The sequence below is a fragment of the Cytobacillus spartinae genome (assembly GCF_042865285.1).
Taxonomy (GTDB): domain Bacteria; phylum Bacillota; class Bacilli; order Bacillales; family Cytobacillaceae; genus Robertmurraya_A; species Robertmurraya_A spartinae.
Map to the genome: position 1 here is coordinate 96,958 of NZ_JBIACK010000006.1, position 14,251 is coordinate 111,208.

17 protein-coding genes are annotated in these 14,251 nt (G+C 36.4%); 1 reads left to right on the forward strand and 16 read right to left on the reverse strand.

From position 1 onward, the window contains the following. Positions 1-80 precede the first annotated feature (80 nt). Positions 81-638 carry a ribosome hibernation-promoting factor, HPF/YfiA family gene (gene hpf / locus ACFYKX_RS13685; RefSeq protein WP_389361620.1) on the reverse strand — a complete coding sequence of 186 codons (558 nt, stop codon included), beginning with the start codon at positions 636-638 and terminating at the stop codon, positions 81-83. A 300-nt stretch (positions 639-938) separates the two neighbouring features. On the opposite strand from hpf, the gene ACFYKX_RS13690 reads away from it, so the two are divergent. Further along, positions 939-1,124 (forward strand): hypothetical protein, encoded by a 186-nt coding sequence (locus tag ACFYKX_RS13690; protein WP_389361621.1) that lies wholly within the window; start codon positions 939-941, stop codon positions 1,122-1,124. A gap of 32 nt (positions 1,125-1,156) precedes the next feature. On the opposite strand, the gene ACFYKX_RS13695 is transcribed toward ACFYKX_RS13690, so the two are convergent. From ACFYKX_RS13695 to ACFYKX_RS13765, 15 genes are all read right to left on the reverse strand, one after another. Further along, on the reverse strand, positions 1,157-1,501 hold the full coding sequence (locus ACFYKX_RS13695) for a hypothetical protein (protein ID WP_389361622.1): 345 nt from the start codon (positions 1,499-1,501) through the stop codon (positions 1,157-1,159). A gap of 43 nt (positions 1,502-1,544) precedes the next feature. Next, the gene (locus ACFYKX_RS13700; protein WP_389361623.1) at positions 1,545-1,886 is read right to left on the reverse strand and encodes a flagellar protein FliT; all 342 of its coding nucleotides are present in this window, start codon (positions 1,884-1,886) and stop codon (positions 1,545-1,547) included. Further along, positions 1,886-2,287, reverse strand: a complete 402-nt coding sequence (gene fliS / locus ACFYKX_RS13705) for a flagellar export chaperone FliS (protein ID WP_389361624.1) — start codon at positions 2,285-2,287, stop codon at positions 1,886-1,888. Before fliS ends, ACFYKX_RS13700 begins: the two co-directional genes overlap by 1 nt. 39 nt (positions 2,288-2,326) lie before the next feature. Continuing rightward, positions 2,327-4,417, reverse strand: a complete 2,091-nt coding sequence (fliD, locus tag ACFYKX_RS13710; protein ID WP_389361625.1) for a flagellar filament capping protein FliD — start codon at positions 4,415-4,417, stop codon at positions 2,327-2,329. A gap of 13 nt (positions 4,418-4,430) precedes the next feature. Then, entirely contained in the window at positions 4,431-4,790 is a 360-nt protein-coding gene (gene flaG, locus ACFYKX_RS13715; protein ID WP_389361626.1) for a flagellar protein FlaG, read from the reverse strand. Positions 4,791-4,937: 147 nt separating this feature from the next. After that, complete coding sequence (locus ACFYKX_RS13720) at positions 4,938-6,914, reverse strand: flagellin N-terminal helical domain-containing protein (protein WP_389361627.1); 1,977 nt, start codon at positions 6,912-6,914, stop codon at positions 4,938-4,940. A 163-nt stretch (positions 6,915-7,077) separates the two neighbouring features. Next, positions 7,078-8,256: a flagellin N-terminal helical domain-containing protein gene (locus ACFYKX_RS13725; RefSeq protein ID WP_389361628.1), complete on the reverse strand. Its 1,179-nt coding sequence runs from the start codon at positions 8,254-8,256 to the stop codon at positions 7,078-7,080. A gap of 133 nt (positions 8,257-8,389) precedes the next feature. Then, positions 8,390-8,608 (reverse strand): carbon storage regulator CsrA, encoded by a 219-nt coding sequence (gene csrA / locus ACFYKX_RS13730; RefSeq protein WP_389361629.1) that lies wholly within the window; start codon positions 8,606-8,608, stop codon positions 8,390-8,392. Positions 8,609-8,612: 4 nt separating this feature from the next. Continuing rightward, positions 8,613-9,056 carry a flagellar assembly protein FliW gene (gene fliW / locus ACFYKX_RS13735; RefSeq protein WP_389361630.1) on the reverse strand — a complete coding sequence of 148 codons (444 nt, stop codon included), beginning with the start codon at positions 9,054-9,056 and terminating at the stop codon, positions 8,613-8,615. 11 nt (positions 9,057-9,067) lie between these two features. Continuing rightward, entirely contained in the window at positions 9,068-9,622 is a 555-nt protein-coding gene (locus ACFYKX_RS13740; protein ID WP_389361631.1) for a DUF6470 family protein, read from the reverse strand. Positions 9,623-9,691: 69 nt separating this feature from the next. Beyond that, positions 9,692-10,807 (reverse strand): flagellar hook-associated protein FlgL, encoded by a 1,116-nt coding sequence (gene flgL / locus ACFYKX_RS13745; RefSeq protein WP_389361632.1) that lies wholly within the window; start codon positions 10,805-10,807, stop codon positions 9,692-9,694. A 15-nt stretch (positions 10,808-10,822) separates the two neighbouring features. Beyond that, a complete protein-coding gene (flgK, locus tag ACFYKX_RS13750; RefSeq protein ID WP_389361633.1) occupies positions 10,823-12,802 on the reverse strand; it encodes a flagellar hook-associated protein FlgK in 1,980 nt (659 codons plus the stop codon). Between the two features lie 18 nt (positions 12,803-12,820). After that, a complete protein-coding gene (locus ACFYKX_RS13755) occupies positions 12,821-13,309 on the reverse strand; it encodes a flagellar protein FlgN (RefSeq protein ID WP_389361634.1) in 489 nt (162 codons plus the stop codon). 21 nt (positions 13,310-13,330) lie between these two features. Then, positions 13,331-13,588, reverse strand: a complete 258-nt coding sequence (gene flgM / locus ACFYKX_RS13760; protein ID WP_389361635.1) for a flagellar biosynthesis anti-sigma factor FlgM — start codon at positions 13,586-13,588, stop codon at positions 13,331-13,333. A 149-nt stretch (positions 13,589-13,737) separates the two neighbouring features. After that, positions 13,738-14,175, reverse strand: a complete 438-nt coding sequence (locus tag ACFYKX_RS13765) for a YaaR family protein (RefSeq protein ID WP_389361636.1) — start codon at positions 14,173-14,175, stop codon at positions 13,738-13,740. Between the last annotated feature and the right edge of the window lie 76 nt (positions 14,176-14,251).

The following is a 14,251-nucleotide window of genomic DNA, read 5'->3' on the forward strand; positions in this document are numbered from 1 at the left end:
ATGAAATATATCGGCTACTCACTCTAAACAACAAAACCGCAGCCCTCCAACCAGGAGAACTGCGGTCTAAGTTTAAGTATTTATTGTGCTTCAATTAATCCATAACGACCGTCTTTTCGCTTATAAACAACGTTTGTACGGTTAGTTTCAGCATTTGTGAAAACGTAGAAGCTGTGGCCTAGTAGATTCATTTGAAGAATTGCTTCTTCGCTATCCATCGGCTTTAAGTCAAAGCTCTTTTGACGAACTACTTCTAAATCATTTTCTTCTTCAACAGCCACAGAGACTTCTGCCTCATCAGCAACTGTTGCGAAAAATGCATTTATATTTCCTTTTTCACGGAATTTACGGTTTACTTTTGTTTTATGCTTGCGAATTTGACGCTCTAATTTGTCAGTAATTAAGTCAATTGCAGCATACATATCTTCATGTGCTTCTTCTGCACGAAGCACGAGTTGTGGCATTGGAATAGTTACTTCTACTTTTGATTTTTTATCACTGTAAGTTTTCAAGTTAACATTTACGTTTGCTTCAGGAGTTTCAGTAAAATATCTTTCCAATTTAGCAATTTTCTTCTCTACGTACTCTCTAATTGCTGGAGTTACCTCAATGTTTTCACCACGAATGTTGTAATTCATACGTGAACTCCTCCTCTTCGTTTACAAATATGGTTATATTCAGGATTATGCGAAAAGAGCTTGTACTAACCCTTACCAGCAAAATCTACCGAAAATAACCTCTGCTTTAAACAAATTAAAGCTATGTTATTACATTTCTATTTTACCCTATCAAACTCCTGCTGAAACCGTGGAAAAGTTGAAAAGTTTTGACGAATTGGTGAAGAAATATACTATTAGAAGGTTTGTATTGCTTGGAATAACAACTCGTATTAAAATTAAATAATAGGTAAATTTATCTATTTTTAAGGTGGTGTTTCCATGGGCTTTAATATTGGAGGGATTCAAATAAGCAGTCCTATCGCGCATATAGTTGAGTCAAACCGACAAGTAAATGAACAAGCATTAAACCAAATGATTCAAGAAGCAAAAAATGATCCAACAAAAACTATTCGAGAAATACAACAGCCATCTCCTTTTTCACAATTCCTAGATATTAAAGTGTAATTGCCGGACCCATTGGTACCGGCAATTACACTTTATGATTCTATATAAACTTCAAATTCACTCATAAAATCCTTTTTCCAAATGATAAATGTAGGCATTAGTTGTTCTATTATCTTCCTGTTGGTTTCCAATCCATTCAAATCTACAATAAATTCTATTTCAGTAACAAGCATTTCAAAGCGATCTAAAATTTCCATTACGGTTGTATCACTCTCAAACCAGCCAGAGAATACTTCGTTTATATCACTAATCTTATCAAAGGCATGAATCATATCCGTCATTAATCGATCAGATTCAGTTCGTTGGAGATTACGAAAGCTCTCGCTAATATATTGGAATGCTTCTTTAATGGTCTCCAAAAGTTGTGAGTATTTCAAGATGACCTCATACTGACTTTCCGAAAGCGGTTCTCTTTTAGTCCTATTTTCGCTTATCATAAAACATTCCATCCTGATTGATACTTTCATATGGATTCGTATACTTATTAGAAGTTTGCTTCTTTATTGAAAGGTCCTTAATATCTTTTTGAATTGCTAGTTTTTCCTTATTTAAAAGTGCTTGAAGCTCAACTTCAAGCTTTTGAATCTTTATATACAGCTCCTTGTCCTCTTGCGTAAAAGGAGGATTAATTCCCTTGAGATATTCCTCCCTTTCTAAGAAGCCACTCTCAATTGTTAGTAACACTTCATCTCGATCAGGTGATATTTGCAGTAGATGAACCAAGTCTTCTGTTTTTTTAAAATATAGTTGAAGGGCAGACATTACGCCTGCCCACTTTCTGCATATTGTTTTTGACGATTTAGTTGAATCGCTTGCTTCCAAGTATCACGAAATTCAGTAACCATTCCTTCTACTTCTTCCAGAAGTTCCTTATCGTTTTTAATATTAGCCTGTATCAACTGTCTGTTCATATAATCATAAAGGGCCATCATATTCTTTGAGACTTCGTAGTCCATGTTCAAAGTGACCATCAATTCTTGAATGATCTTCTCAGCCTTAAGAATATTCGTATGTCTCTCCTCTAAGTTATTTTGGTCAATAGCCGTTTTAGCTAGATTAATAAACTTCAAACACCCGTTATACAGCATTAAGGTTAATTCACCTGGGGATGCCGTATTTACCGAATTTTGTTGATACGATTGATAAGGGTTTTGTACTGCCATTTTGTAAAACACTCCTATCTACTCTTCTTAGAATCTAACTTACATTCCACCACTAAACTGATTCATTAATTGCATAGACTGCTCATTAGAACGTTGTATAGCTTTTTCCATTGCGGTAAACTGCCTCCAATAACGGTCCTCTACTTGTTTAAGACGGTCCTCAAACCGATCAATACGGTCGTTTGTATTATCCAGTTCTCGACCAATTGTATATTGTTGTAAGGTTGAGAAGCTATTACCAGCCTTTAACTTAAGCTGATCCATGGTCTTTGTCACACTATCATATAGACGATGCACAACACCTTTTTGGCTCTCTGTTGTCCCGTCTCCTTTAAAGAAATTTTCTACAGAGGTTGGGTCATCTTCAATGGCTTTCTTAAGTTTCGCTTCATCAATTTGAAGCTTCCCACCTTCCAAATAATTGGCAGAAGTAGTTATTCCAAGCTTGGCCATTTGGTTAAAAAGTCCTGAAACCTGGTCGTTCGCAACAGGGCTAGAAAAGTTCATCCTCATGCTAGTTAAAGCACTAGATAGCAATGGATCCCGACGTAAAAGGCCACTTTTTGCCTTCTCTTCCCACTTTTCCTGCTGGTCTTCTGACATGGCTTCCCTCTGCTCATCAGTCAACGGTAAGTAGGTACGATAACGGTCTTCCGATATCTTTTTATTCATTTTATCAATTAATTCGTTGTATTTTGCGACGAAATCTTTAATATTCTTGAATACTTCTTCCCCATTATTCGTGACAGATATTCCAACAGCTCCTTCAGCTTCTGTGAAAGTTTTCTTCAAATTGAACGTAACTCCAGTCATTTCGAAGTTATTGGAAGTTCGCTCTGTTTGCAATCCGTTTATCTCAAATATAGCATTTTTCCCTTCAACTTTAGTTTCGGCACCTTGAGCAATCCCCATACGAAGGACATGGTTAAGGAAGTTGCCCCTAGTAAACATCTCCTGACCAGTTTTATTAAAATCCCCTGTTTCTGTACGAGACATCGTCATTTGACCAGTAAAAGAATCATAAAACATGTTTACACCAGCACTAGAGCTATTTACCCTGCTAATAACTGAGTTTAATGACTCTGATCCTGATACTAGGAAAGAACTATGCATTTCGCCTTTTGAAGTATGGGTATCAACTGCAAGGGAGGTAAAGTGGTGGTCATAAGTAACCTCTAGACTCATTTCAGTTTCTTCACCTTCTGCAGGCTTTGGGAGTGCAGCTGAAAAATCAACCTTACCTGTTTCTTGGTTGATTACACCGATTTCTGTTGTTCCGTCCAAAATTCTCATAACACCTGATGGATCAGTTGTAACCGTATAAGGCGTCTCTGTACCATCCTTGATTAACTTAATAGAACTGATAGAATTGATTGATCCTTGGCTGAGCTGCCAGGATGTTGTATCTTTTGTTAAAGTCAGTTTATCTGTCCTATCATTGGCGATGTAATTAACCTTTATCACACTATTTTGTGCAATGTCTTTTCCAAACTCTAATGAACCATCAGCCTTAACTAAGACTTCGTTTGCCTTAAGGGCTCTTGCTGGTGAACCGAGTTCCGTGTCCACTACAGCGTTGAACCCTATACCATTTACGGTTAAACTCATGTTAGTTAACTCATCAGCCTTTAGATTTGCAGTGTCTAAATTAAATGTTCTTCCAGCGGTAGTCACATTAATAGTTTTTGATGTGATAGCCCCTGTTCTCCAAACATTCGTTCCCGGGACTTCAAAACTACTCTGTTGTGAATATAAACCCTTAGCAGGATCAAAAGTAGCACCATTTTTGTAGATTTTGCCTGCATTTACCCTTGTCTCTGTACTAGCAAGCTGTGACACACTTGTTATAGAATATGAAACCGGATTTGCAGCACTAGTTGCAGTTGCAGTCAACCTTGATTCATCTGTAGAAGCCGTTTGCCTTGCACGGTATTTGGAAGTTAATTTCATTTGCGTTAGCTCAGAACGGAAATCAAGTAATAAGGTGTTCATGGAACGGAAATCATCACGTTTCCATTCTAGAGTTTGTTTCTTTTGTTTTAGTTTATCAAGTGGCATTCTTTCAGCCTTCATTAAGTCTCCTACAATCTGATCGATGTCCATTCCACTGGCCAATCCACCAATTCGCATATTTTCACCTTCTTTAAATCTTTTTGTCTACCAAAAGGCCTATGTGTTCAGTCATAGCCGCATAAAAATCCAATAATTTTCTTGCAGGAATCTCTTTCACAATTTCCTTTGTCTGGTCATCTACGACCGCTACATAATATTCCTTAAGTTTTTCATGAAACTCAAATTTTAACGAAGTATGAGTGGGTTGCAAAAATTTATTTAAGCTACTAACAATCTCCTCGACTTTTTCTTTTGGCTGAGGATTTTTATTTTCAGTTGTATCTCTAGAGTCTTGTACTAAACTAAGTGGCTCTAATGGTATTTTCCCCTCATGGTTGACGGTTCTTGGTTGCGAGGAATAGATAGGTGCAGATTGAACACGATCTATCATAAGGATTCCTCCTGGTCAAATTGTCTTGTTAGTTATATCGGCACAGAAGAAAAGAAATTAATACTTTTGAGAAGAATATGGTATCACACTAATAGCTTTGCAAAAAAAGAAGACCCTTTATAAACAGAGCCTCTTTCAAGAATATAGTTAACGCAATAATTGAAGTACACCTTGTGGCAGTTGATTAGCTTGAGCTAACATGGCTTGGGTAGCTTGTGAAAGAATTGAGTTTTTAGTTTGACTCATTATTTCTTTAGCCATATCTACATCACGTATCCGAGATTCAGCAGCTGCAAGGTTTTCTGATGATGCTTGTAACATATTCAAACGATGCTCAAATCTATTTTGGAAACTACCAAAATTACTACGGTACGAAGATAGTAAAACTAGAGCCTGATCAACTTTTCCAATCGCTTCTTCAGCTTTATTTCTTGGATCTATTGATAAATCATCAATATCTAATGCTTCAATGGTTACATTAACAAGTTCTATCTCAATATTATTTCCACTATTTGGTCCGTCTTGAATATTTAAAGTCCCTTGGGAGGGGATAAAAGTTGACTGAGTGACCATCTCTTCTCCATCTATACCTTCAAAAAACAAATCCTTTACAGCATTTCCAGTTATATTATGTAGGATATCATCATCAAAGGCAGTACCTTGTTGTTTTAATTGTAGCCTGTTTAGTACATCATATTCCGCTCTAACATTAATAGCATTTTCTGTAAAACTTTGATTTAATTCGTCCAATAAGCTTGATGAATCATATGTACCTGGAGAAAGAACTATACTCTGAGGGATTCCATTTATATCAAAATTCAAGGTATCATTTTCACCTGATATGATGGTTAAACCTGCTGATAAATCCTTTCCCCCATGAATAGAAAAAGGAATAGTCTCCACTTGACCTGTTTCTGTCCCAGTAGAATCATATAAATTCCAGCCTTTATCATATTGGTCAAATAGAGTACTTTTTGCATTTCCACCAAAGTTTCCAAATGTATGTGAGCCATTTGATAAATAATGTTGTCCGTCTAAACTCTCACGTGCGGTTAAATACAATCCGGTACCATTGTTATATGGTGGATCTGGATTAGCGTAGTAGATAAACTGAGCTTTTACCGGTGCACCAGCGAGTTCTAACTGATTATTAATTTCTGTTAAGAAAGGTGAATTATTATTTAAATTTGACTGCGAACCGCTGTAAATACTATATGTTCCTGGTGCCAGGGTAATTGAATAATTGGTTGAATTAATAGTAAAGGTTAAATTATCATTAACCCCAGCTGAGATTGTAACACTCGGACTTAGATTTGGTAAGCCCGCTAACGCTATTCCACCATTTCGATTCGCATACGTTCTTGAGTGAAGAAAAGCATCAGCTGCAACACCTGTTATGCTTTCTATAGAATAAGCTCCTACAGGAGTTGAAAATTGTAATTTATTTGTTGACATGTATAGAGAGGCTGTTAAGTCGATATTGTTTTGAGTTAATTGTCTATTGATTTCATCTACAAAACTATTTTTATTATAGGTGCCAGGGGGAATTACTATACTACTAGTGGTCCCGTTAATAGTAAATTCAAATTCATCAGTTATCCCAGTTTGTATCGGGAAATTAGAACCTGGTAACCAACTACTTCCTACCAAATTTGCTGACCTACCAAGGGTGACTACAGTAGTAGAAGTTGAACTTGGAGTTACTTGTTGGTTTAACAGATTAATACCATTAAACATAGTAGTGTTTGCAATATCGTTAATACTCTTTTTTATTTGTTCCACTTCTTCTTGAATGGCTAACCGATCAGACGAGGTAAACGTATCATTGGAAGCCATTACCGCTAATTCTCTTAACCTCTGCAAATTAGGATTCTGAATCTCCCCTAATCCCCCCTCAGCTGTTTGAATTAACGATATACCATCCTGCACATTTCGGTTAGCCTGATTTAACCCCCTAATCTGAGCTCGCATTTTTTCGGAGATTGCCAGCCCCGCTGCATCATCAGAAGCACTATTAATCCGAACCCCATTAGAAAGCTTGCTCATGGAGTTTGCTGAAGCTGAAGATTTCTTATTTAGTTGATTCACCATTTTAATTCCAATTGGATTTTGTCTAATAATCATTTAATCACCGTTATTTACGTTATCTCTCTCTTTAACTTTATCGGTAAAAAAACTTAATAGTTTATACGTTCTGGTTACTATGTTGAAATTTAGACTTTCTTCTCATTAAAAAAGGACCCTAGCAAAACTAGAGTCCCCATCTTGAAAACTAATATAAACGTAATTAACGTAATAATTGAAGTACACCTTGTGGTTGTTGGTTGGCTTGAGCTAGCATTGCTTGAGCAGCTTGAGAAAGAATTGAGTTCTTAGTTTGGCTCATCATTTCTTTCGCCATGTCTACGTCACGGATTCGAGATTCAGCAGCTGTTAAGTTCTCAGAAGACGTACCTAGGTTGTTAATAGTATGCTCTAAACGGTTTTGGTATGCACCTAATTTAGAACGTTCTCCTGAAACTTCCTTGATTGCATTATCGAATGCCTGAATAGCCGTTTCTGCACCAAGTTGTGTTGTTACTCCAGCATTCCCAGTATTTACAGCAGTATTTAACTGGTCTAAAGCAATACCTGTATTACCCGTAGCTGTAACTGCGTTAGCTGCACCAGAAGTTACACCAAACGCAACAGCAGTTGTTGTCCCAGTACTTCCGTTAGTAGCTGTCCATGAAAATGCTGTATTACTATTCATAGTCAAATTATTTCCATTGTTTGAAAATGTTACACCTTCAGAACTTTGAAAAGCTTTATTTAAATCACTAACTAATTTATTAACATTACCTGAGTAATTCTCATTCAGCGCAATGGTAGTATCACCTATAGAGAATGTTCCATTATTTGCTGCTGCACTAAAGTCTAAATCATTATTTAATGTTACAGTTGCTGTTGCAACACCAGCTTCACCAAGGTCAGCACTAGTCATAGTGGAAATTTGAATATTCATGGTTTGATCTTTATTAGAACCAATATGAAGAGTTAAGTTAGACGAGTTACCATTTAGTAATTTTTGAGTATTAAATTCAGTTTGATTAGCAATTCTGTCTACTTCTTCTAATAACTGATTAATTTCCTTTTGAATTTCTTTTCTATCATCTTGAGTTGCTGTATCGTTGGCTGCTTGAACAGCAAGCTCTCTTCCTCTTTGTAGGATAGAATGCGTTTCGTTTAGTGCACCCTCAGCTGTTTGGATTAAAGAGATTCCATCTTGGGCGTTACGAGAGGCTTGGTCTAATCCACGAATTTGTCCACGCATTTTTTCTGAGATTGCTAGACCTGCTGCATCATCTCCAGCACGGTTAATTCGAAGACCTGAAGCTAATTTTTCCATTGATTTAGATTGACCTGCTGCTGCAGTGTTTAACTGACGGTGTGTGTTAAGTGCAGCAATATTGTGATTAATTCTCATTTTAAATTTCCTCCTTGAATGTCGGGTTCACGTCCTTGTGAACCATCTTTTATTGAGAGAATGATAGGTCGGCCGCCCTATTTTCTCTTACATTTGTTTTATCGACAATGTTTTTAAATCTTTAATAGGTTTTTTATTTATTTTTTAATAAATTTAGTACCATCCCTATATCTTGTGATGCTTTTTTGTTTTCCTCGAGGATCTGTTCATATATTTCTGTTCTTAGGATTTCAATATTTTTCGGGGCTTTTATGCCTATTTTTACTTGGTCGTTTTTTGAGGATACGATGGTGATCTCAATGTCCTCGCCTATATTAATAGATTCACCGTTTTTTCTTGTAAGTACTAGCATGGTGTCACCCCTTTACCTTTGCTGTTTGGAAGAGTGGCTGCTTTGTTAGGTAATTTGCGTTATTTAAGACGACTTGCTTTGCCACTCTTTCCTTAGCGTTAATAATAACTGGGGCCATTAGATTCGCTGTTGTTTTTTCAAAGGGATCATAGATAGTTAAGATGGAAAACACTTGGATTTCTTCCTGTGATTTTATCTTTAGTTCTTCAAGAATATGGTCCTCTAAATCAAACTCATATGTAGGAAAAAATTGAAATGGACTGGTAATGACAAATGCAAGTCCTGTAGTTTTTAGAGATTGGAGAGTGAATAAACTTTGATCTTCTGTCAAGGGCAATACGACAAATTTCTTTTCTTCAGGAAAACCAAAAACTCCTTGAGGGAAATGAAGGGTCTCTTCCTCTTTTAGTTCTACCTCACCTTGATATTTCGTTTCTATTTTCATCATGATCATTCCTTTTATAGTGTGAAATCAATTTGAATTGAATTTCTTTGTATTAATTGAAAATCTACTTTACCGGGTGCATATTGTATAGTCGGTTTATTAGGTTTAATATCAATAACAGCGTTGTGGGTCTGCCAATCCATTTGTAAACGTCCAGGGCTATAATGGTTCTTTACACTAAATGGAGAAGGAATCCATCCAACGTTAAATTCATGAGTTTTCCGTTCACTATTTCTTTTTGCTTGTTCTCCTAAAGGATTACCATTATTTTCAATTTTCATAAGTTCATTTCCTTGTTGGACAATTCTTGCAACCCCGTTCATCCAATCCTGTTTTCCTTTTTGAGAAAACTCTTTTATAAGTTGAAACACATGCTTTAAACCCATTTCATCGAAAGCTTTTGACTGGTCAATGGTTAGCTTAGCAGGTGTATTTTTTATGTTAAGCTCAGGCGTAGGTTGTTGAATCCGCATGTCTGCAGGACGTTGCTCGATGTTCAGTACTGCATCTTGAGTATGAATCCCTATCTTAGCAGGGGTTGTCTGAATACGTATTTGAGGCACCTGCATGGAACTCGCTCCTTTAAGAATTGCTGAGATTAATAGTAGTAAAAAAAGCTATTCACTGAAGAATAGCTCCTATCTTAGAAAATCCATAAGTGTTGGCTGAATAATTTTTGCTCCCGCAGCTAATGCAGCTCGGTGAATACTCTCTTGGGTTGTAAGCTCTATAATTACTTTTTCCATATCAATGTCTTCATTTTCAGACATCGTTTTTTTAGCCGTGACTTCTTGTTGACCAATTCTATTTTCAATCAATTCTACTCTATTTAACCGAGCACCTAACTCAGATCTTTCAGATGTAATTTTATCTAACTGGTCTTCTATTTTATCTAAAAACTTTGTCATATCGGTTGCTTTCGTGTCTGGATTCTCTAGCGCTTTATATAAATCAGAGATATCTTTGAACATTTCAGCAGAAAATACGTTCTGTGGGCGAATATTAACCTCCATTTGAACGCCTTTCATAACCTCAACTTTGAAATCTTGGTTATTAGATGAGATTGCATTCTTAGCAGAAATAATAATATCCTGTTGTAACAATGAGGTACTTGGTGTTGTGTCCGATATATTGCTATCATAGCCTACATTTCCATTTGTAGCATTAATCTCGATTTGCTCATTTCCATTTTTAAAGAGGAAAGTGCCAGGAGTTGACTCAGTGTCATACTTAAACTGCTTCCCTTGATACGTAACAATAAATTCTTCTGGATTCCCCGCTCCTAAATCCGTCACTGTTTTTTCTATATTGCTGATATCTACAGGCTTAGAATTTATATCCGTACCATTAAAAATATACTTATCATTCACTTTCGTATTAGCTAAAGCTTGCAAATGTTCTTCAAGTTCTTTTATTTCCTTCGCAATCGATTGGCGTTGGTCTGAGTTATAAGTATCGTTCGCAGCTTGGACAGTTAGCTCTTTTAAACGGAGAAAGATACTCGTTGTTTCTCCAAGAGCTCCGTCTGTATTGTCCATCCAGTTATAAACCTCATTTAAGTTTCGTTTGAATTGCTCAACCTCAACTACTTGAGAACGATAGCGCATTCCCTTCATTGCTATAACAGGATCCTGTGAAGGGCGTGTAATTTTTTTTCCTGACATTAACTGATCCTGTAATTCACCATATCTTACGTAGTTATTACTTATATAATTAAGATTATTACGCGTTAGCATATTTTGCGTTACACGCATTTTACTCACCTACCTTTATCTACCAACTAGTCCCATGTTATTAATGACACGATCTAACATCTCGTCAACCATGGTAATATTTCTTGCTGCAGCATTGTAAGCATGCTGGAAAGTGATTAAATTTGTCATTTCTTCGTCTAAAGATACGCTTGAAACCGATTCTCGTCTTGTTAGGACAGCTTCTCTTAATACACCTGTGTTTTTAGACATTTGATTTGCCTGTGAAGCCTTAACACCCATATCTCCAATGACAGATTGATAGAATCCAGTAACCGAAGTGTTTGAGCTACCATATTTAAGAATCTCGTCTTTCACATTTGCAAGAGCAGCAGCGTTAGACCCACTGCCTAAGAAGGCCTCATCTTTAGGAGAAATACCACCATTGTTTTGAACTGTATACGACCATTTATCATTAGAAACTGGAGTCGATATAGTAGAAAAGTCTATTTTTAAACCTGGAAAGTTAGGAATCTCTGCTACAGAATCTTGTAATAATAAATCACCTGTCTGTTCAGTAGCACCATTTTGTCCAGGAGCAACTTTATAGGTCCACTTAGACCCTGTCCAGGTTACCTCGACTTCTAACTGGGTAGCTCCTGTTGGGAATTCAACGTTTCCTTTTATTTCAGGACTTCCCACTGTTGTATTCGTAATGTCCCCATTCATATCATGGGATATAAAGGTACCTGCTGCAGCTGCTGCAATATTATTCAAGCTTTCTTCTATTGAGGAAGATAATCTTAAGCTTGCTGCAGCACCAGTAGGGTTCGAGCTAGTCGGAGTCGCAACACTACTATCGAATGAGAAAAACTCTTTTCCGTTCTTAATGCCAGCGTTTATCTCAGAAATGCTCCAACCAGATCGATGTATATTGTTAAATTGCTGGGCAAAAGTAAAGGCCATCTCATCTAGATTTCTCATCATATCTGAATATAGACCTTTTACACTAGTACCTGATGTATAACCATAAGCCTCTATCATAGCTGTAAAACTACCAGATGTTTGGTCTCTGAAAGATTGAAAGCTTGCTACTGAATAAGCAGGTACACTAGAAGGATTCGTTGGATCATCTATGAACCCACCATATCCATCTCCATCTGGATGTAGTTTAAATAGTTTTAAACCTTCAATAGGATTGTCGGAATGAGACGTGCTATAAGCTAGAGATACTCCGAATGCTTCCCTAGTAGTAGCATCTACTAGCTTGATTTTATTTCCTGCATCATCTGTCATGATTTGACCGTTATTATTTGCAAGATATACATCATATTTGCCCTCTGCAACAGAGTTGGCCATTCCGCCTGAAGGCTTTGCTTCTATCTTAACATTTACATATTCGGACAAATCATCCACTAGACGATCTCTTTGGTCATATAAATCATTAGGCACGTACCCGTGAACTTCAACTTCTCCAATTTGTTGGTTCACTTTATTAATTTGATTTAATAGTGAATTGATAGCTTTTTGCGAAACAGCTATTTCATTTTTATAGTCTTCTTTGACAGCTTTTAAGTTTCCATAAATGTAATTAAAGGTATCAGCTACAGCTACTCCTCTTTGTCTTACTACAGAGCGCGCCCCTGAATCTCTAGGCGTAACAGATAAGTCTTGTAAGGCCGTCCAAAATTGATCAAGGCTGTTTGCTAACCCTTCATCGGTTGGTTCATTCATAATCGTTTCTAAGGAGTTAAGTGCTTGACTTCTTGTTCCCCAGTATCCTAATTTGTTATTCTCACCACGATATTGATCATCTATAAAGTGATCCCTTACCCTTTGAATAGAACCCGCTTGAACTCCTGTTCCCATTTGACCGGGAATTTGTGCTCGATTTAAAGAAGGGGTTGGGTAGGGTGTTGTTTGGACAAAGTTTACTCTCTGCCTCGTATATCCTGGTGTATTTGCATTTGCAATGTTTTGTCCGGTAGTATGTAAAGCAGCCTGTTGAGTCATCATCCCTCGTCTGGCTACCTCTAGTCCATAAAATGTCGAAACCATTTGTTCTTAGCTCCCTTACTATGCTTTTGAATCAAAAAGAGATCGGTTACTTTGCGGCTTTGTATCGACTCCATCAGAGCTTTCATAATTATAGGAATCTATTTCAGGTAAAAGTAAATCTAATGAAAGGTTAATAAATTGTAAGGATTGGTGAAGTAGTTCCTGATTTAATTCATTCTGGTTTTTTAAAATTAACATTTGTTCTTCCAACTCAGATTGAAGCCCCTTCATTACTTGTTTTTCTGGTCCATTTACCATGTCTACTAAATTGGTTAATGTTAACTGACTTGAAACGGAAGGTTGGATAACTTTTTTTACTTGACTAATTAAAGAACTCTCTATCTGCTTAATAGCTTGGAGGTGATTCTGCTCTTCCTTCATTAATGACGAAAGAGCTTGGACGTCTCCCGCTTTAATAATATCCGTTTTATGAACAGCAAGTTTACTTAGGCTTTTTTGTAATAATAAGAGCTTTTCTAGAAGCTGGATAATTAGGGAGATTGACATACTTTCCCCACCTCAATAGTTTTAGTTATTCCAGAAATCATATAGTTTTTGCGCAACCTTTTTACTATCAACCTCATATTGACCACTGCTTACTTTATCTTGTAATTCTTCAACTTTCTGCTGTCTAGCTTTATCAACATTCCCTATCTTTTGAAGTTGAAGTGCCTCATCGGAGATTTGTATTTGATCCTTTTTTAACTGTATTTCTAATTTATCAACCTTCTCGGCCTGTTTTTTATATGGATTTACGCTCATTCTACCAATATTGTTTATTTTCATGACTTGTCACCTCTTTTTAGTAAGATAAATCTATTGAATATTATTGTAGTCTTTAGAAATTGATTTCTTTATTATTATCGGTTAATCAGAAAAATGTTGAAGTGGAAAAACTTATAAAAAGACCTCTAGTTTTAATAAACTAGAAGCCATTAGGTATATATATTAATTAACATGCCTTTAATTTCACCAACTAAATCGAGAATATCCAGTCCTTTTTTCTCTTTATCAAGAACAGTGTTTGCAAGGTCTATGAGCTTTTTATCGACTTCTTTTACGATTTTGTACACTTTTGTTCTACCTCTGCGATTAAAGCCTCTTTGTTCTTCTAATTGCAGTCCATTTTGAACGGCTTCTTCCATAAATTCTTTAACCTTTTTCTTATATTTTCTAAGTTGATCGACCGTACGATTTTCTGCTAGGATTTTTCCTTGCTCTTCGATCTCAGTAACCATCTTTGTTAATTTTTCATAGATTACATGGTTTCGTCCTTTTGACATTACCTCTTGAAAGGAAATGCTTTCCGTGACAGAGTGTTTCTTACTCTTAAGAGAATCTAATCCAAGGCTGCCTATTTTTTGAACGTCCATCGTAATCCCACCTAACTATTTATTTCTAATCTAGTTTAACACAAAAACTCTTAAAACAAGAGAATGAGTTCGAAGG